The organism is Alkalibacillus aidingensis (assembly GCF_014595945.1).
Classification (GTDB): domain Bacteria; phylum Bacillota; class Bacilli; order Bacillales; family Alkalibacillaceae; genus Alkalibacillus; species Alkalibacillus aidingensis.
On record NZ_JABXWU010000002.1, the window covers coordinates 125525 to 145275 of the forward strand.

General features: G+C 38.9%; 22 protein-coding genes and 1 pseudogene. 1 reads left to right on the forward strand and 22 read right to left on the reverse strand.

Annotated features, from left to right (window positions below):
* Positions 1-25: 25 nt before the first annotated feature.
* From HWQ49_RS05775 to HWQ49_RS05810, 9 genes and pseudogenes are all read right to left on the reverse strand, one after another.
* Positions 26-451: a hypothetical protein gene (locus HWQ49_RS05775; RefSeq protein ID WP_188206656.1), complete on the reverse strand. Its 426-nt coding sequence runs from the start codon at positions 449-451 to the stop codon at positions 26-28.
* 140 nt (positions 452-591) lie between these two features.
* Positions 592-837 carry a hypothetical protein gene (locus HWQ49_RS05780; protein ID WP_188206657.1) on the reverse strand — a complete coding sequence of 82 codons (246 nt, stop codon included), beginning with the start codon at positions 835-837 and terminating at the stop codon, positions 592-594.
* A 146-nt stretch (positions 838-983) separates the two neighbouring features.
* Entirely contained in the window at positions 984-1319 is a 336-nt protein-coding gene (locus HWQ49_RS05785; RefSeq protein ID WP_188206658.1) for a hypothetical protein, read from the reverse strand.
* 37 nt (positions 1320-1356) lie between these two features.
* Positions 1357-1605, reverse strand: a pseudogene (locus HWQ49_RS14640) (aminoglycoside phosphotransferase family protein); the annotation flags it as partial.
* 305 nt (positions 1606-1910) lie between these two features.
* Positions 1911-2648 (reverse strand): hypothetical protein, encoded by a 738-nt coding sequence (locus tag HWQ49_RS05790; protein ID WP_188206659.1) that lies wholly within the window; start codon positions 2646-2648, stop codon positions 1911-1913.
* Between the two features lie 191 nt (positions 2649-2839).
* Complete coding sequence (locus HWQ49_RS05795; RefSeq protein WP_223155043.1) at positions 2840-3193, reverse strand: type II toxin-antitoxin system PemK/MazF family toxin; 354 nt, start codon at positions 3191-3193, stop codon at positions 2840-2842.
* Positions 3168-3365, reverse strand: coding sequence for a DUF2281 domain-containing protein (locus tag HWQ49_RS05800; RefSeq protein WP_188206660.1), 198 nt, complete (start codon positions 3363-3365; stop codon positions 3168-3170). Before HWQ49_RS05800 ends, HWQ49_RS05795 begins: the two co-directional genes overlap by 26 nt.
* Before the next feature lie 163 nt (positions 3366-3528).
* Positions 3529-3792, reverse strand: a complete 264-nt coding sequence (locus HWQ49_RS05805) for a methyltransferase family protein (RefSeq protein WP_317450917.1) — start codon at positions 3790-3792, stop codon at positions 3529-3531.
* Between the two features lie 36 nt (positions 3793-3828).
* On the reverse strand, positions 3829-4059 hold the full coding sequence (locus HWQ49_RS05810; RefSeq protein ID WP_188206661.1) for a hypothetical protein: 231 nt from the start codon (positions 4057-4059) through the stop codon (positions 3829-3831).
* A gap of 158 nt (positions 4060-4217) precedes the next feature.
* Here HWQ49_RS05810 and HWQ49_RS05815 point away from each other — a divergent pair, with 158 nt between their 5' ends.
* On the forward strand, positions 4218-4694 hold the full coding sequence (locus HWQ49_RS05815; RefSeq protein ID WP_188206662.1) for a TetR/AcrR family transcriptional regulator: 477 nt from the start codon (positions 4218-4220) through the stop codon (positions 4692-4694).
* On the opposite strand, the gene HWQ49_RS05820 is transcribed toward HWQ49_RS05815, so the two are convergent.
* From HWQ49_RS05820 to HWQ49_RS05880, 13 genes are all read right to left on the reverse strand, one after another.
* Positions 4664-4990 carry a DUF3870 domain-containing protein gene (locus HWQ49_RS05820; RefSeq protein WP_188206663.1) on the reverse strand — a complete coding sequence of 109 codons (327 nt, stop codon included), beginning with the start codon at positions 4988-4990 and terminating at the stop codon, positions 4664-4666. The two genes, HWQ49_RS05815 and HWQ49_RS05820, sit on opposite strands and share 31 nt — an antisense overlap.
* Positions 4991-5002: 12 nt before the next feature.
* Complete coding sequence (locus HWQ49_RS05825) at positions 5003-5764, reverse strand: IclR family transcriptional regulator (RefSeq protein WP_188206664.1); 762 nt, start codon at positions 5762-5764, stop codon at positions 5003-5005.
* 672 nt (positions 5765-6436) lie between these two features.
* The gene (locus HWQ49_RS05830) at positions 6437-7612 is read right to left on the reverse strand and encodes a saccharopine dehydrogenase family protein (protein WP_188206665.1); all 1176 of its coding nucleotides are present in this window, start codon (positions 7610-7612) and stop codon (positions 6437-6439) included.
* Between the two features lie 34 nt (positions 7613-7646).
* Positions 7647-9146, reverse strand: a complete 1500-nt coding sequence (locus tag HWQ49_RS05835; RefSeq protein WP_188206666.1) for an aldehyde dehydrogenase family protein — start codon at positions 9144-9146, stop codon at positions 7647-7649.
* Between the two features lie 37 nt (positions 9147-9183).
* Positions 9184-10857: a thiamine pyrophosphate-dependent enzyme gene (locus HWQ49_RS05840; RefSeq protein WP_188206667.1), complete on the reverse strand. Its 1674-nt coding sequence runs from the start codon at positions 10855-10857 to the stop codon at positions 9184-9186.
* Positions 10854-12035 (reverse strand): LL-diaminopimelate aminotransferase, encoded by a 1182-nt coding sequence (locus HWQ49_RS05845; RefSeq protein WP_188206668.1) that lies wholly within the window; start codon positions 12033-12035, stop codon positions 10854-10856. The genes HWQ49_RS05840 and HWQ49_RS05845 overlap by 4 nt, the downstream gene beginning before the upstream one ends.
* 370 nt (positions 12036-12405) lie before the next feature.
* On the reverse strand, positions 12406-12660 hold the full coding sequence (locus HWQ49_RS05850; protein ID WP_188206669.1) for an HPr family phosphocarrier protein: 255 nt from the start codon (positions 12658-12660) through the stop codon (positions 12406-12408).
* Positions 12661-12768: 108 nt separating this feature from the next.
* Complete coding sequence (gene whiA / locus HWQ49_RS05855) at positions 12769-13716, reverse strand: DNA-binding protein WhiA (protein ID WP_188206670.1); 948 nt, start codon at positions 13714-13716, stop codon at positions 12769-12771.
* 38 nt (positions 13717-13754) lie between these two features.
* Positions 13755-14711: a gluconeogenesis factor YvcK family protein gene (locus HWQ49_RS05860; protein ID WP_188206671.1), complete on the reverse strand. Its 957-nt coding sequence runs from the start codon at positions 14709-14711 to the stop codon at positions 13755-13757.
* The gene (gene rapZ / locus HWQ49_RS05865; RefSeq protein ID WP_188206672.1) at positions 14704-15597 is read right to left on the reverse strand and encodes an RNase adapter RapZ; all 894 of its coding nucleotides are present in this window, start codon (positions 15595-15597) and stop codon (positions 14704-14706) included. The genes HWQ49_RS05860 and rapZ overlap by 8 nt, the downstream gene beginning before the upstream one ends.
* A gap of 261 nt (positions 15598-15858) precedes the next feature.
* Entirely contained in the window at positions 15859-16809 is a 951-nt protein-coding gene (trxB, locus tag HWQ49_RS05870; protein WP_188206673.1) for a thioredoxin-disulfide reductase, read from the reverse strand.
* A gap of 134 nt (positions 16810-16943) precedes the next feature.
* A complete protein-coding gene (locus HWQ49_RS05875; RefSeq protein ID WP_188206674.1) occupies positions 16944-17960 on the reverse strand; it encodes a tetratricopeptide repeat protein in 1017 nt (338 codons plus the stop codon).
* Between the two features lie 117 nt (positions 17961-18077).
* The gene (locus HWQ49_RS05880; RefSeq protein WP_188206675.1) at positions 18078-19742 is read right to left on the reverse strand and encodes a glycerol-3-phosphate dehydrogenase/oxidase; all 1665 of its coding nucleotides are present in this window, start codon (positions 19740-19742) and stop codon (positions 18078-18080) included.
* Positions 19743-19751: the final 9 nt, after the last annotated feature.

Sequence of the window (19751 nt, forward strand, 5' to 3'; positions counted from 1 at the left end):
TATTCGTTCTGGTTAACGAATCATACTATTTATGTTCTGCAACACTAGTAAAAGTACTAAATGTATTTAGGACTAGAATAAATAAGGGATAAAAGATTATAAGTCCTAAAATGATTATGCCATCCCCAGGACCACCTTGATCTGCTGGGTTGTTAATCGGGAATAAAGAGGCAAAAGTGAGAATAAAAAGAATGAAATACGGAAGCCATAGAAGAACCGACCAATAGGTTGATTTTCGATTCCTAAGCCACATTTTTGTTAAATAGATAATGGCTACAGATAGAAGAAGAACAGAAACGATTACACAAACACCTACCATTATGCCAACAACATTTAATTCCCACCCCGTTAACCTACTTATACGGGAGACATTGACAAAAAGCTCAATCGGTATAAAAATCGTAACAGCATACATCACGCTGATCACATTCACTTTCCAAAAGGTAGTCATATTCTTCCCCCCTACAACTATGATTCTTACCCAACATTATTCTAATGGTTTTTGTAAAACCTCATCCATTTATGTAATTGTCTAATAAACTATCATTGATTGATCAACATCCAAAAGTGTTTCATAGTACCGATTGCTAACTACTCATTTGTTGAATTCTCATTGCTTTTAAAGCTACCAATAGCACCAACCATTAAACCCAAAGTCATGATCATGAAATTTAATGGATGAGGTTGATTAAGATAAAGAAAGCCACCAAATAAAACTAGTAAAATACCCAACAGCTGGATTTGTATGGATGCAGGATTTATAAAACCTAAAAAATAATAAAACCCAAAAACCAATAACAGAATTATAATAAAAATAAGTGATATGAGATCAATCACTAAACTCTCCTCCCTTTCACAACAGTTTTCATTAGGTGTACATTTTGTCGTGTCATAATTAGACTCCCCATCTTTACATGATGACTTTTTTAACCATCTATTCACTGATAAGCAAGTCATAATTCAGACATGGTAGTCATCTTCGGCTAATTATTATTGATGACTTTTAAGTGTTCTGTTTGAGTAAACAAATTTATTTCTTGATTTCCCTTTGTATATGTCACATAACTTCCTTCTCTTTTCCCTTTCGTCCACCCATTAGCTTTTATCACTAATTCGTAGCCTAATGGTATACCGTTTTCCTCAGAAGCTTTTGACCAATGATAGCTATGACCCGATTCTAGCTCCTCAATCATCTCTGCACTTTTAGGAACGGGAAAACCATTTAATTCTACTGATGATTCGTATAATGATAAGTAATAGACAGGTCCAATGATTAGTAGAAAAGTAATCAAGAATAACAAACCCACCTTCTTCCTCATGACACCTACACCCCCACTTCTTAATAATCCCTGTTTTTTACCAATTATTTTTATAACGGACAGTATGATTAACTAGATTCAGAAGTTGTTTACGGTGTTCTGATGATACACTTTCAGATAATCTCGCTCCGGCAATTATTGGAGCCCACTGAAACACTTTATCCTTAGACACACCGCTTCTCTGACAGTAAAGGTTTAAGTACATGTTAGCTAATTCAACTAAAAACTGTGAATACAAAAGGTATGAGCGATAAATGTCTACCCGTAAATCACCTGCACTTGAATCTGTTTGCTACTTTTCTGACCTATTAACCTTTAAAATTTCCTTTAAAGTAGAATGGATATTTTGAAGGCTTATTAAAATAAATCCAAGCATAACAAATGTTACTATTTCCCCTGTTAATATAGATACTATTGCTAATATTAAAGCATATACCCCATATAACCAGCTGTTCATTTAATTCACCTCTCTATATTATTTCAACAATTACTTATTCAACTAAACTGCTTATTATTTCATCAGTTGTGGAGTGGCGTTTTAAATATAAACTACCATTTCCATTACTTCGATGCGTTACTATAAACTTTTGATTAAAATGAATTTTTAACCTCTGTTTCGTAATCGATTGAGTTTCTTTGCATCTCTTCTACCATATCCACCCAATCATTCGTATTTACCATATTTCTATAATATGTATCTGTATATCCATCAGTTGCAACACCTGTCCAAGTCTGGTCTGCATCAACACCCTTGAAATCGAGATACTCTTTATCTATTAGATTATCGTCTAAACTTTTTATATTACTGAATACCGCACTTTTCCACTGTTGAGTAACTTCATTCATGAGCTCCAGCTTTGAAAGGTCTTCAGATGATAATTCCATGACACCATTATTAGATTCGTATTCATTTAGATGATTTTCGAAATAGTATTTGAATTGATATGCCCAATTGATAGGGAAAGAGCTATGATTATAATTCATCTCCTCCGTGTTTAATCGATGTAACCACAGAGTAGCCATCTTAACGACGGTTTCACCAGAATCCCCTATTATTTGATAGTTTTCTTGAAGAATGTCTATTTGTTCTTGAGTGATCTCTCCCTCATCTAATATTTGGTTTAAATAAAAATCATTGACCGCAATGGTTGACGCGAGTCTGATAATGTCATTCGAAAGCACATGAGATGTGTATTCGTCATAGTATGAGTTCTCCTTAGACACATGATAAGTGTAAAAGCCTAACAAAAGGATCGCGATAATCAGAATAGAAATAATTATATTTTTCTTCAAAATCATTAGCAACGAAGCAATCTTATTCTTTAACAAAATTTCACCCCATAATTTACCAATTAACTAATGCTTCAAACTTCTGCCCTTTTTGCTGAAGAGTGATCGCTCTTATTGCACTATCGCTACCCGTTACTTTAAGTGAAAACATACACAATACATATTTTTCAGCTCCATTCGATAACCAAAAAGGACTGCTTATCGCAGCCCATCTATACAAGCATTAATTACTATTTTATTAAGTGTTCTATTTTAGTTCGTACACTATTCAATACTTCTGTGTTCACTTTGCCAAATCTTTTTCTGATAATTCCCTTTGAAAGTGTATAAACTTTGTCGGCTCTCACTGCTGATGTAACTTTAAGAGCACCTTCGTCTAAGTCTTTTTGTTCAATCAAGACTGAATAATCAAGGTCTTTTAATTGTGATGTAATAGCAACAACAAGAATATCATCAGTCATCTGATGATATTCATCGTTTGAAACAATGAGAACGGGACGTTGTTTTCTATTTGATAAGTCACTGAATGGTACTGGGATTAAAACTATGTCACCTTGTTTATGCATCATTCCAAACCTCATCATCTATATCATTATCCCAAAAATCAATGCTACTTTCGCTTGCTTTTGTTAAATCTTCTGATAAACTTTTTTCTTTTTTTGCCTTTAGATATTCAGCAAAGTCTAAAATTTTATCGACTTCTTGCTCTGGAATTTCATCAATAATCTTTAGTAATCGTTCCTTAGCTGTATTCATGATGTCCATCACCTCTTTCATGAATAATTTATTTAATTATACCACTTTGGGTTACTTCAAACCATTGGTGTTTTAGGAAAGCCTCCGTTACTTCAATAACTCTAAAACTCCTGAATTGTTTAACTATTCATATAATTTTAGGCAGATCATTTATACAAACATTCTACTGACCATTAGGCTTCCAAGGTGTTTTTCTCGGAATCAACCTCGGAACATTCCTTTTATACTCCTTATATTCCTCACCAAATTTTTTGGTTAATAAAGGTTCTTCACCAACAATAAAGTATGTGTAATTAATCGTTGTAAATAGGACGAACCAGCCTATTAATGGATAGGAACCAAACACAACTGTTTCTCCTAACAAGATTAATACGACACCACTGATCATTGGATTTCGAGTGTACTGGTAGGGCCCACTGACAACTATTTTTTGGGGTGGGTCCCAAGGTGCTAATGTTCCTTTTCATCGCTTGGCAAATTGATTGACTGTTAAGATCACCAGTATCAGACCAATCAAGATCAATAGTACGCCCAGGATGTAAACAACACTACTGAAAATAACTCCTTGCCCCCACCCTAGTGAGTTAGGGAAAAAATATAATAAAATTAAAGGAATAATGATCGTCACGTTAAATGGTAGAACCAATATTGAAACGATGTGTGAAAGAACTGAAGGTTGCTTATGTTTTGCCACTAAATCACCTCCTGAATCATAATTGAACACTGTGTTGATTAATTGTTATGTTCATCTTAAGATAGAACTCAACACCCTTCAATAGGCAATCCTTTTGGGAGTGTTGATAACTGAACACAATTAGTCTAATTGTTGATTTTATAGGTGGATTAAGCGTTATGGGGCATGAAGATCGCCGAGTCATTAGAACGAAGAAGTTAATCCGAGACAAGTTTGCAGAGCTAATTGAAGATAAAGGACTCGATAAAATTACGATTAAAGACCTCACTGAAAAAGCTGATATTAACCGGGGAACTTTCTATTTACATTTTCAAGATAAATATGACTTATTGGAGCAAAGTGAAAATGAGCTAATTGAAAACATAAAGATAATTGCTATGGAACTTCATACAATTAATGTTGAAGAGTGGGATCAAACCAATGCTCCACCTACATCGGCATTACGCTATTTTGCATTTCTGAAGGAGCATGCGGTGTTTCTAAAAGCCATCCTTGGGCCCAAAGGTAACCCGGGTTTCCAAAATAAACTTAAACAGTTAATGGCAGAACAAATTAAAGCCATGTTCGCACAAAAAAATCAGGAACAGACGGCCGTTCCTTCTGACTATTTTGTTATTGTCTGCTGTTGCTTATAGGTTTCATATTGTTTATATAAATCTTTCATTGCCGAGGCAAGAGCATTGCCTGCCTTCCCTAAATAATGTTCCTTAATCACGCGAACGGGCTCATTTACGCCATCTTCTAAACTATACCCCCTTAAAAGCTGACTGATAAAACTCCTGCCATGTTCAGTGGCTAGTGTACAACTTGCTTCAACAATAACCCCGTATTTTTTATCTAACTCGGCTGTGATGGTTAACGTTTCATAGACGCTTTGAGCGGCCATCCCACTTGGGAGCTTGGCATGCCCCGCGATAAAATATGTATTCACAGTCATCACCTCTTATATTTGTATAAATCCTAATGCTTTCGAAATACGATTGGCTGTTTCTTGACTATTTTTTTTGATGATTTCAAATTGCTGCCCCTCAAACCGACTGGAAAGGCCACTTATTGCTAGGGCAGCTACAACTATTCCTTGATGGTCAAATATCGGGTAGGAAATTCCGGTCGTATCTTTATCCTGCTCGCCTATACTGACTGAGAAACCTTGTTGGTTAATTTCTGCTAATTCCTTTTCTATTTCCTTTTTGTCTATGGTTTCTCCATCTAAAGAGAGTAAAGGCCCTTGATTCAATAGGTAGTTCTGTTTTTTAAACGGCAGGTGAGCTAACAATAGCTTGGGACCGGATCCAATATATAACGGCGTACTTTTACCTACTTTAGTATATAAACGAAGCGATCGATTACTGTCGACTTTATCAATGTAAACAGCTCGATTCTCATGAAGAATCACTAAATGAACAGCTTCATTAATTTTTCCAACTAAATCTTCCATATAGGGTTTAGCTATCTTCTTTAAATCTAATTGATCTAAGACCAAGTTTCCTAACTCTAGTAGCTTTAGACCTAGCCGATACTTACTGTCATAATCTGTTTCTTTAACTTTATAAACAAACCCACAATCCTCCAGTGAAGCTAGTAACCGATACGCAGTTGACTTGCGTAATTGAGCTTTTATTGAAAGTTCTCGTAAGGTCAATTCTTGTATGTCCTCGGTAAAGAAATCAAGCAATTTTAATGCTTTGATCACGCTTTGGCTCATGTGGAGTAGCCCCTTTGCTGATCATTTTTAGAATAGGTAAAAGAACAGAAACAATTACTGCTACTGACATTAAAAGTTTAACCACCGTTTTATAGTAGGATCAGACCCCGTTCCGACTGGTGGTAGGGCTTGATCCGACCGTCGCGCATCTTCGTCCGACCGTCGCGCATCTTCGTCCGACTGTCACGCATCTTCATCCGACTGTCACGCATCTTTATCCGACTGTCACGCACCTTCGTCCGACCGTCGCACATCTTCGTCCGACTGTCACGCACCTTCGTCCGACCGTCGTGCACCTTCGTCCGACCGTCGTGCACCTTCGTCCGACCGTCGTGCACCTTCGTCCGACTGTCGTGCACCTTCGTCCGACTGTCGTGCACCATCGTCCGACTTTCGAGCATCTCCATCCGACTTTCGAGCACCTTCGTCCGACTGTCGTGCACCTTCATCCGACTGTCGTGCACCTTCGTCCGACTGTCAGCCCCTCTCGTCCGTCATTCACAAGTTGGTTGCTCAACTATCGTATGAAATTGTACGCGAAGGATCACAAAGCTTTATAAAACAGTATGATAAACGAGGCTGGGACATAACAAAGTGAAGTAGTTTCAGAGCGGAAATATGAGCACTTCATTAATCAACCGCTTTTGTCCCAGCCCCTATTCATCTCGTCATCTAGGCTTTCAAGTAGGATTCGCTTTCTTCTTGACTCATTTCATTAATTTCGATTTTTCGTTTAGCCATTTCCTTCATATAATCTTCTCCGGGAACAATTTGTTCGGGTGGATAGACTCCTCGTTTCTGAATCACTCCACTTCCAATCATTTGTGCGACAACGGAAATGGTATTGGCTGTTGCCCGTGCCATAGCAGTTACGTTAGTTTCACGATCTTTAAATGTCGTCATCTCATACTGATAGACTTTATGCTCTCCATTCTCTTCTCCACTAACCATGACCCTGAGAAGTACTGCATCATCCTTTTCCTTTAAATCGACAATTGGGCCAATAGCCTTTAAGAACACTTCCCTTGGATTAATGGGGTCACCGTCTAAATCGACATAATAATCCTTACGCGTTAAATTTAAATCGACGAGAAGCTTAAATTTCTCGGCATGACCTCGGTAACGAATCGTTTTATATTCTAGTGTCTGAACATCTGAGAAAGTATCTGGTAAGGTTGATGTGCCACCTGATGTATGAAAAGCTTCTAATGGCCCGAATTTCTCGAAGTGAATCTGTTCAACCTCTGATAAAGCTGGGACCTCCTGCTTTTGATAATTGCGGATAATAAGAGCTGGGTCTGTGTAATGATCGAGTAAACCTTCCATTGAGAAGACGTGATTGTATTCTAGTGGAGGCTCTGGTCTAACAGGTATGCCTCCGACAAATAGTCTAATCGATTCGACTTCATCTAATTGACTGGCGCCATAACCAGATAAAATATTGATCATTCCGGGTGCGACCCCTAAATCAGGAATCACGGTCACACCTGCCATTTCAGCATCTTCTTTTAGTTTCAAAACCTGATCCGTAATATGACCGATATGGCCACCTAAATCAACGGAATGAACGCCGACTTCAATAGCTGTTCGTGCGACGACTTCATTAAAGGAATAAAATAAAGCATTGATGATGACATCATACTCTCTCATAAACTCAGCTAGCGCTGACTGATTAGTAGCATCCACTTGATAGGGTGATAGTTTTGGAGATTGTAGATGGTCACACACCGCTTGTGCCCGTCTGAAATCAACATCTGCCAGACCTATTTCATCGACTTGAGAGCTATTAACAAGGTCTCTTGCCGCTTCTTTCCCCATCAATCCAGATCCTAAAACAGCTATTTTCATAAAGCTTCCCCCTTTATTCTAAACTTACTTGAGGTTAGTCGACATCAATCTGGGCACGTTGTAATTTTCCACTATAATCGACGTAAACGGCTTTCCATTCTGTAAAGACATCTAAAGCTGCCTGACCTGAATCGCGATGACCATTACCTGTGCCTTTCGTGCCACCAAACGGTAAGTGGATTTCTGCTCCGATGGTACCTGCATTGACATAGACAATTCCTGTGTCTAAGTCACGCTGAGCCTTAAATACTTGATTGACGTCATTGGTAAAAATAGAACTAGATAATCCATAGGCAACACTGTTATTGACTTCGATCGCCTCTTCAAAGCTTGAGACTGGAATTAATGATAATACGGGGCCAAAGATCTCCTCTTGAGCTATACGCATATCTGGTTTTACGTCTGTAAATAGCGTTGGAGCGAAATAATTACCATTAGCATAATCACCTTCATCTAAGACATATCCACCTGCTAAGAGTTTAGCTCCTTCATCTTGGCCAATCTCAACGTAACTTTGGATTTTGTTTAAACCTGATTGATTAATAATCGGTCCCATTTTAATCGTTTCATCTAATCCATCACCGATGGTAATCTGGTCCATCTCATGTAGAATTCTCTCTTCTAGTTCTTGTTTGATATTTTCATGTACAATCACACGACTTCCGGCCGTACAGCGCTGTCCACTCGTACCAAAAGCACTCCATACAATTCCTTGCACAGCTAAGTCCAGGTCTGCATCATCCATCACAATCATGGCATTTTTACCACCCATTTCGAGAGAGACCTTTTTCAACTGTTGACCACATTTACCGGCAACAGAACGCCCGACATCATTAGAACCGGTAAACGAAATGACGCGAATGCTGCTATGTTCGACCATGGCATCACCTACTTCTGAGCCTGAGCCAAAGACAACATTCAATACTCCCTTAGGTAGACCAGCCTCTTCAAAAATCTTTGCCAACTCATATGCCATCATTGGCGTTTCAGTAGCTGGTTTCCAAATCACGGCATTACCAGCAATAATAGCTGGGAATGACTTCCATGTAGCAATCGCAATTGGGAAATTCCAAGGCGTAATAATCCCTACCACTCCAACTGGAGCACGAACACTCATCGCAAATTTATCATTTAATTCAGCTGGTGTTGTATGACCAAACAGGCGCCTTCCCTCACCTGCCATATAAAAGGCCATATCGATCCCTTCTTGTACCTCACCTCTTGCTTCTTCAAGGACTTTTCCATTTTCCATTGTTAACAGTCGGGAGAGGTGTTCCTTACGCTCCTTCATTAGATAGCCGACTTGATATAACATTTCTGCCCTTTGAGGTGCGGGAACTAATGCCCACTCTTTTTGGGCTTTTTTGGCGACTTCTACCGCCTTGTCTACGTCAGCGTGTGATGATAAAGGGACATCTACCAACTTTTCACCATTCGCAGGGTTCGTTACTGGTACATACTTCCCTTTAGTGGCAGCTACCCACTCGCCATTAATGTAATTTAACAACTTCTCTTCTTTCACCAATGTGTTCATCCTAATTTCCCTCCATCGTAATTATTTTCAATGAAACTCACTCGTTCTTTCTTAAGTCATCAATCGTAGAAGAAACAGATATTTGTTCTGGGTCGGTTTGAACTTCAATCACTACAGGTCTTTTGGCTTGAAGCCCGTTCAATAAAGCATATTCAAACGACTCCAAATCATTAACTAAATACCCATCTGCACCTAGACTATTAGCCAAATCTACAAAATTGACTGTACCAAGGTCGGTACCAATAACTTTATTAGGGAAATGAATCTCTTGATGCATCCTAATTGTTCCGTACATCCGATTGTTAAAAACAACACTGATTACAGGTATTCCGTAGCGACAGGCAGTTTCAATCTCTTGGACCGTCATCATAAACCCACCATCACCAGATAGCGAAATTACTGGTCGATTAGGTCTGGCTAATTTGGCACCAATTGCAGCCGGCAACCCATACCCCATAGCACCTGATGTTGGACCAATATAGGATTTCTTCTCTTTGAATTGAAAATATGCATGAAGCCATCCAGCAAAGTTTCCAGCGTCGTTCGTTATGATAGAATCATTAGGTAAATGTTGCTGCATAGAAGATATGATATGACTGTTTAGTGGTTGCTCTGTGGTGAGTTTCATAGTAGATGCTTCTTCGTAGATCGAACGACACTCGTTAGACCATTTCGCCCACGTTGGTTGAATCTGCAGTTGGTTGAGTTTTTTTAACGCTTCTTTAAGGTCTGCTTGAATGCCAATCGTCGGTGGATAAACCTTCCCAATGACATCACTTGAAATATCAATATGAATTAATTGTTGTTCATCAGAAATAATTGAGTATCCTTGTGTGGTCACTTCCGATAAACGAGTCCCTAATGCGATGATCAGATCAGCTTGTTTAACGATTTTTAGCAGGTTTTTATTCGTTCCTAAACCTAGATGGCCCGTATATAATTCATGATCATTGGGAAGAACATCATGTCTTCTAAAAGCTGACATGACAGGAATTCTAGTTTGCTCGACAAATAACCGTAGTTCTTCTTCAGCGTCTGAGCTTTTCACTCCACCCCCGGCAATAATTAAAGGACTCTTTGCTTCAGAAATTAAAGTCTCTACTTCGGTTACATCTTCGTAGGCCATTGACGGATTTGGCTTTTTAATACCGGGTCCGAAAGTCATCTTATGGACAGATTTCAGTATATCTTCCGGTAACGAAAGGACGACTGGTCCTGGTCTTCCTGACTGAGCGACACGAATCGCACGTTGCATAATTTCCGGTATACGCTTACCATCCCTGATTTCATAAGCCCATTTAGTGATTGGTTGGAAAAATCGATCTAAATCAACTTCTTGAAAACCCTCTCTACCTCTGTATTGACTATGAACTTGACCTAACATAACAACGAGTGGGGTCGAATCTTGATAAGCCGTATGAACACCAATAGAAAGATTAGCAGCTCCCACCCCCCTTGTCGCCATGACAACACCTGGCTTACCTGAGGCCTTAGCAAATCCTTCTGCCATAAAACAAGCCCCACTCTCATGCCTGGATGAGATTAAGCGAACATCGTCTGAATCATATATCGCATCCATAATTGGGAGGTAGCTTTCACCGGGGACACAAAAGACATGCGAAATACTCTCTCGCTCTAACACTTCCACAATCGCTTGAGCTCCAGATTGTTTTTTAGGAGTTTCTTTATGATAAGAAAGACTTGGGGTCATGCTTGGTTTACACCTCCAGTCTTCAGTTTTTTCATACGTAAGACTGCTTCTTCTAAACGATCATCAGGTACAGAAAGTGAGATGCGAAAATATCCTTCACCTGATGGGCCAAATGCAACTCCAGGGGTGATAATGACCCCTGCTTCCTCTAACATACTTTCTGCAAATTCCATGGACGTAAATCCTTCAGGTACCGGTGCCCAAACAAAGAAGGTTGCCATGGATTTAGTCACATTTAGTCCCAATGATTGTAATGCTGGAATAATTTTTTCCATGCGTTGTTGATAAATGGAGTTATGTTCTTTAACGATTGTGAAGTCGCTATTTAACGCTTTTGCTGCGGCTTTCTGGATGGGCAAAAACTGACTCGTATCCGTATTGCTTTTTACAACCGACAACGCACGAATAATCTCCTTATTTCCAACGACATAACCAATGCGCCATCCTGTCATATTAAAACTTTTCGATAATGAGCCGAATTCAACTGCTATGTCCTTGGCCCCTTCTACTTGCAAAATACTTGGAGCGCGATACTGATTAAACGTTACCAGGCTATAAGCAGCATCATGCGCGATCGCAAAGTTGTATTTTTTCGCATATGAAATCGCTTCCATAAATGTACTTAATTCAGCAGTTGCAGCGGTTGGATTACTCGGATAGTTCAATAACATGAGTTTTGCTCGATGTAGTAATTGAGAGTTGATTGACTGGAATTGAGGTTGATATCCTTTGTCAGGGTGAAGTTTAAAATACTGACTTTTAGCTCCTGCTAGGTGAATGGCCGATTGGTAAACAGGATAGCCTGGGTCGGGAATTAACACATCGTCAGCTGGATTGGTGATGGCGGTCATAAGGTTGGCAAGTCCTTCTTTGGAACCAATTAGTGCCAACACTTCAGTTTCGGGGTCTAAGTCAACATCGTAATGTTCTTGATAAAAGTTAGCAACAGCTTCTCGAAATTCATAACAGCCATGATAGCTCGAGTAGCGGTGGTTGATCGGGTCTTCAGCTTCTTGTTTTAATTCGTTAATGATGAAGTCCGGCGTTGGTAAATCTGGTGCGCCGATTCCAAGGTCGATAATGTCCCTCCCTTGTGCTTCTAATTGTTTTTTTCTTTGTTGAAACTGTGAAAAAATGTACGGAGGTAACGACTTAACACGGTCAGAGACAAATTCCAATAAGCTAACCCTCCCTCAGTACCATTCCAATTAATGAAATGGTGTTTCATATTCTAATTTAAGTATAGTGGTTTGATTATATTTTTTCAATAGTCTTAATTGGGTGAATCGTTTGACAATATGCTGGGGTTTTTGACATAACTCTGGGGGTTTTGAGTGATTCTATATGTTATTTGCCTGTGTTGGGTTGTTTTGATCATGATTCTCTAAACAGGTTTGTGTGATTTTGGTTTTGAGAACGGCTCTCTGAACGATTATCACCGATTTTTAGTAACTTTTCACTTAGAGAAGAAACATTACAACCGCTCTTCCAACTCTAGCAGACATAAAAAAAATGACTCAAGGACAGTTAATCCTTTGAGTCATTTCTTTACTCACTTTCGATAAAAGAGATTAATGATTTTAGCGCTTGCTCTTCGTCAGGTCCTTCGGCTTGTATGTTGACGCGTTCGTTGGTGCCAATTGCTAAACTCATGACTCCCATAATACTTTTTGCATTAACGCGTTTACTACCTTTTTCTAAAAAAACATCTGCTGAAAAGCGATTTGCTTCTTGTACGAATTTTGCTGCTGGTCTAGCTTGTAAACCTGTCTCTAAATTAACCGTCACTTCTTTTTCAACCACGTTGTCTACTCCTCTCTATATAAAAAGCTTTTGATTCATCATTTATATGCCGTAAGCGCTTTAATTGAGCCTATTATAGCACAAATTATAAAGAAGGAAAAACATCCATTATTTCTCTAACAGGTCACCTTTTCTTAACTTCTCGGCGTACTCATCGATCTTGCGAAAACGGTGGTTTAACCCGGATTTACTAATATTCCCTGAGTCCGCGAGTTCGACCAATTCCTTCAGAGACACTTCCTGGTGTTTCATCCGTAATTCGGCCACCTCTCTTAGTTTATCAGGCAATGATTCTAAACCAACCGTTTGATCTATATAACGAATGTTTTCGACTTGTCTAAAAGCAGCACCGATCGTTTTATTTAAATTAGCTGTTTCACAGTTAACTAACCGGTTCACTGAATTACGCATATCCCTCATAATCCGAACATCTTCAAACTTTAGTAACGCTTGGTGAGCTCCAATTAAAATCAGGAATTCTGTAATCTTTTCAGCTTCTTTTAGATATGTGATAAAACCATTTTTACGTTCGTGCGTTTTCGCATGTAATGAAAAGTCATTCATGAGTTGAACTAACGCTTCGTTATGCTCTTCATAAAAGGTGAAGATCTCTAAATGGTAGGAGGAAGTCTCAGGATTGTTCACTGACCCACCTGCTAAAAATGCCCCTCTTAAATAAGATTTCTTACAACAGTCCTTAGCCAAATACTTCTCAGATATATCTCGATGGAAAGTCAAGGGCTCTTCAAGAATACCTAGGTCGGTAAGCATGTTCTTTACACCTTCATGCATTCTAACGATATAGATATTATTTTTCTTTAAGCGCATTTTTTTACGAACGAGCAGTTCAACAGGTATTTCGTATAGATGTTTAATTAATGTATACATTCGCCTTGCAATGGCTGCGTTTTCAGTTTGTACATCTAACATGTATTGATGATTGGAAAATGAAAGCGATCCGTTCATGCGTACTAAAGCAGTTAATTCTGCTTTTTTGCAACAATCATCCGTTTCAATACTTGTTAACTCTTTTTTCGTTTCAGATGCAAAAGACATAGACCATTCCCCTTCACTTCATTCAGTTCCTAGTCCTATTATAACAGGTTATATAATAGTCTAGCGACTTTGTACTCGTGGTGTTTCAACGTGCCATCTGTATGTAGATCAGCAATGTCACCTTCAATCACTTTAACTTGCATATCGTTTAAAGATTCGTAGTCACAAATAACCGGTTCAGCTTTTTCTTTTTCATATTCTTGTTTAATCGTATGTTCGATTTTCTGACCATGTATAACAATGCCATCAACAAATGATTCACCCACGTGATCATGCATCGCTTGAACATGATCGGATGCCGTATAACCATTAGTTTCACCATATTGTGTCATGACATTACAAACATATACAGTTTTAGCCTTTGTTTGACGTAATGCGTCTTTAATTTCCCGGGAAATTAAATTAGGAAGAATGCTTGTATAAAGACTCCCTGGGGCAATGACAATTAATTCAGCTCGTTTAATCGCTTCGACAGCTTCTGATAACGGCTCGATTATTGGCGGGTCGTAAAACACTCGCTTAATTTTTTTATTCTCTTTAGGAATATTGGACTCTCCACGAACGACTGACCCATCTTCAAACTCGGCTTTTAAGTGCATATTTTCATTAGCAATTGGGTAAATTCTTCCCTTTACGTTAAAGACCCGACAGATCTCTTTAATGCCTTTATAAAAATCACCGGTAATTGAAATCATCCCAGCCAAAATGAGGTTCCCTAAGGCATGCCCTGATAAACTATCGCCACTTTCAAAACGATGCTGAAATAGTTTTAGCATGGTGGGTTCGACATCTGACATCGAGGCAATGACTTTTCTAATATCCCCAGGTGCAGGAATATCCAAATCTTCGCGTAACCTTCCTGAACTACCACCGTCATCAGAAACCGTAACAATGGCGGATAAATTAATCGGAAACTTTCTCATTCCCCTTAGTAAGACTGGCATCCCTGTGCCACCACCAATGACAACCACTTTAGGTCCGTTAATATCAGTCATATTTCTGTTTTTCCTTTCTCTTATCAATATCGCGATGGTACACATGTGACGTATATTGGCCTTGAACAATATCTGAAAGCTTCTGAGCCAATGCCACTGAGCGATGCTGTCCTCCTGTACATCCAATACCGATGACTAATTGACTTTTCCCTTCACGTTGGTAATGAGGCAACATATAGTCAAGAAGATCAGTTAGTTTACGAAGGAATTGTCGAGTTTCTTTCCATTTCATCACATAAGATGATACTTCTTGATTTAACCCTGTTAACTCTCTCATCGACTCAACGTAGTGTGGGTTAGGTAGGAAACGAACGTCGAAAACTAAATCGGCATCGATTGGTATTCCGTGTTTAAACCCAAAGGAAACAAATTGTACAGAAAAGACATGTTGCTTCTCTTCTTTATAGGTATGAAGAATTTTCTCTCGTAAACCACGAGCAGATAATTCTGATGTATCAATAATCGTTTGCGCACGACCTTTTAATTCATCTAATATTTCTCGTTCTTGCTTTATTCCGTCTAACGGCAAACCATCGGGGGCAAGAGGGTGTGAGCGACGAGACTCTTTATATCGTTTAACTAATGTTTCTGTATTGGCATCTAAAAACAGAACATGCTCTCTGATATCCTCATCACTCGTGAACTGACTAAGCGTCTCATAGAGTGCATCGAAAAATTCACGTCCACGTAAATCCATCACAACCGCTAGCTTTTTGTTATCTTTATTTTCTTTCATTAATTCCAAAAACTTTGGTAATAACGCTGGGGGTAAGTTATCTACACAAAAATAGCCGAGGTCTTCTAAACTTTGGACGGCTACTGTTTTACCTGCACCAGACATACCTGTTATGATGACTAACTCCACTTTTTGATTTGAATTCACCATGTTTGACCACCCTCATTTAAGTAGGTTATTAACTTTATTATACATCGAAACTCTAACACTGACTATGAATGCTCATTGAACGTTTTATTTAATCGTCGTATAATAGAACGCTTTGTTAATCCAAACAGAAAAACACAGGTAGAGATTAACTACCTGTGCTCCAGAAGCTTTATATAGAATAAAGGGGGTCAATTATTTAAATTCATTATACCCCATAAATGTTTCATGCGTATTACAGCGCAGTTAAGATGTAATTACGGTTTACTGACTTACTTCAAGCTCTTCCAGTAAGTTTTCAATATAGTGTTGCGCTGATTGAGCAGCAATACTTCCATCGCCTGTTGCAGTGACGATTTGACGAAGTTCTTTATCGCGAATATCACCTGCAGCAAAGATTCCTGGGACAGATGTTTCCATGTTTTCATTAGTTGGAACATAGCCCTCTTCATTTGTAATTCCAAGATTTTTAATTGGCTCATTTAATGGTAGCATGCCGATATAAATGAAAACACCGTCGATTTCTTCTTCACGTTCTTCGCCTGTTTCATTATTATAAAGAACAGCGCTTCCGACTTTACCATCTTTACCCTTAATTTCTTTCATCTCTGTATTCCAGTAGAAGTCGATTTTTTCATTGTCAAACGCACGTTGTTGTAAGATCTTCTGTGCACGTAATTCATCACGGCGGTGGACAATCGTGACTTTACGAGCAAAACGTGTTAAATACACGCCCTCTTCAATAGCCGAGTCTCCTCCACCAACGACGAATAAGTTTTTATCCTTAAAGAATGCACCATCACAAACGGCACAATATGATACACCACGCCCGCCTAATTCTTCCTCACCAGGAATACCTAGCTTCTTATACTGAGCTCCTGTTGTCACAATGACGGCACGTGCTTTATATTCTTTATCACCAGCTAAAACCGTTTTATACTCTTTACCATCTTTGATTTCTTTAATATCACCATAAGCATATTCCGCACCAAATTTTTGAGCATGCTGGAACATTTTATTAGATAAATCCGGTCCTAAAATATGATCAAAGCCTGGGAAGTTTTCGACATCCTCTGTGTTGGCCACCTGACCACCTGGCATGCCACGTTCGAGCATTAATGTATCTAAATTTGCGCGTGAAGTATATACGGCTGCTGTCATACCCGCAGGTCCAGCTCCTGCAATAATCACATCATAAATACGGTCCTCTGACATAATCTCAACTCCTTTGATGTCCCTCTCTAATTAATTCCTACTATATCTTATTAGATTATGGTAAAAACGACAACTTTTCTGCTTGTCTTTAAAGTATTGTTTTGCCTTATTCTATCTTCCCCTGCCTGGACTACTTAATCCCATTGGTGTGCTTTTATTAATTGTTCGATGACTGGGTGTTGTTGTTTGGCCTTGTGCCACAGTTGTTCTGCTCGTTCGTGCTGACCCGTTTGCTTTAGAGCATAACCATACCATAAATAATAACTCATATAATTAGCAGCTTTTCCTTTAGGAATTCGCTCAAATCGTTCAACTGCTGATTGGCATTGACCGATCTGGGCCATAAGGATCGCTAACTTCATTTTCTTCTCATCATAAGTAGGATAAGTATTTTCCAAGCAGCTATATAAATAGTCACGCTTCGTACCAAGGCCAAGTTGATGATAAAAATAAACCAGATTGATTCGGCTATGCAATGATTGGGGGTCCTGTTCAAACCACCCTTCCTCTAATGTAAGTGCTTCTTCTCGGTCACCTAATTGAAAGAGTGCATAGGCATACTCATGTTTAGCTGGAAAATACTCAGGATAAATAGTCATTAAGTCCTCTAAAACTTGGAGTGCTTCACCCCACTCCTCATGCTCTAAATGGAAAAATGCCGTTTCCTGATAAATAATAAACTCATCTTCATCATCGATCTCAACATCTTCATCTTCAATTTCTTCAAACATGACTTGGTTGATGACTTTAATTAAGTCTTCAACTTCTTCTTTAAAGTCACCATCCGTATCTTTTTCTAAATATAAATTTGCATACCTTTTAGCCTCATAAAATAACCCTAAATGGGCATGATTGTTAGCTAAAAGATAATAACAGTCCACGTAATCGTCATCATGTGTTTCTAAAACCTTTTGTAATAAATCATTAGCAAGATGATATTGGTGGAGTTCTGTATATAATACTGATAATTGGCATAGGTAAAGCGCATTTGTCGGCGCATGGTCTATTGCCTTTTTCAGCCATTTTTCCGCTTTTTTGAAATTTTTCCTTTTAAAGGCTTTTATTCCGCAAGAAAAATAAAAGTCACCGTCATTTCGAAATGTCGCTATATTTTCAGTTGGATTAGTTGTTTGTTCAGACCTGGTTGGCATAGAGTCCTCCTAGTAAAACACGATCATGATACTTCTATTATATCATATTCTATCACGGCTTTCGGTAGGCTCCATGTTAAAGTTTTGTTGATATTCTACCTGCAATCTGAATAAACTCTACTTTAATTCAACCATTCCAACAGAAGACGTGGTCATTTCCTCTTCTAGTTCGCGAGTGTATTGAACAGTTGTGTCTAAATCCCAGCCTAAATAGTTTTTCATCACTTGGATGACTCCTTCTTTATGTTGAATGACCCAATCTATATCGAAAAATAACGCTCCAGTTCGACGTGTGAAGAAATCAACTGGTTTATAAATAGCTTCGTGTTCAAGACAGTAAATTAATTCAGCGTATACTTCTTTTGCAATCGGTATATGATTAGGAGCTGTTTGGTAAAGGTGCATTATCTGATCAGTATTAGCTCCGTACCGATTAATCCAACGCAGTAGTAACTTTTTAGGGAAATCGTGTTCTTCTGCTTCACGAATTTTTTCCTGAATGTACTGAGCAAATCCTCGTGATCCACCAACTTCCCCACCAGCAATAGGCTGACGTTTGGTTTGTGAGCGTTGGTATGGCTTGCCTGTATTCTCACTCAATCGCCTTGAGACTAAGTTCATCACCTGCTGACTCATTTTGCGATACCCTGTTAATTTTCCACCTGCAATCGAAATAAGACCTGAGTCAGATTGAATCATTTCATCTTTTCTTGATATTTCAGATGGGTCTTTCCCTTCTTCATAAATAAGTGGACGAATTCCAGCCCAAGTAGATTCGATATCACCTGAAGATAAAAAGACCTCAGGGAACATGAAGCCAATTGCGTTCATGATATAATCGATATCAGCCTCTGTTACTGTTGGTGAGGTTAAATCACCCTCATATTGCGTATCCGTTGTTCCGACATAAGTTTTCCCGTCTCGAGGAATAGCAAAGACCATGCGACCGTCCGGTGTATCAAAATAGATTGCCTGCCTTAGTGGAAACTTGGATTGACTAAAGACTAAATGAACTCCTTTCGTGTGAAACAATTGCTTCCCTCGCTTAGATTGGTCCATCATTCGAACATCATCCACCCATGGGCCCGTTGCGTTAATAACTTGATGACTTCTAATCTCATGTGCTTCATCGGTTATTAAATCACGTACTTTCACCCCTGTTACCCGGCCATCGTTATATAATAGCTGATCAACCTTCATATAATTAAAGGCGAGTGCCCCTTTTTCAACTGCTTTTTTGATAACTTCAATAGTTAGCCGAGCATCATCTGTTTTATATTCGACATAGTAACCACTACCTCTTAAGCCCTCTTCCTTTAACAAGGGTTCCCGTTTTAGCGTTTCTTTCCTCGATAACATTTGTCTGCGTTCTAACTTCTTGACACGAGCTAAACGATCATATATACGTAAGCCGATGTTAGTAGATAGTGGACCAAACGTTCCTTTTTTATAAAAAGGTAGCATCATCCATTCCGGAGTAGTGATATGTGGGCCATTTTGATAAACAACCTCACGTTCTTTACCGACTTCGGATACCAGTTTTACCTCGAAGTTTTTTAAGTAGCGAAGTCCTCCATGGATCAGTTTTGTCGAACGACTAGACGTACCTGCCGCAAAGTCTTGCATATCCAATACAGCTACTTTATACCCTCTAGTCGCTGCATCTAAAGCAATTCCTGCCCCAGTGATTCCGCCACCAATCACAAGGACATCCAACTGATCATTTAAGGCTTCTTTTGACACTTGGCGGTTTTGATTCGTAAATGTGCACACGTCCAACATCCTTTCTGA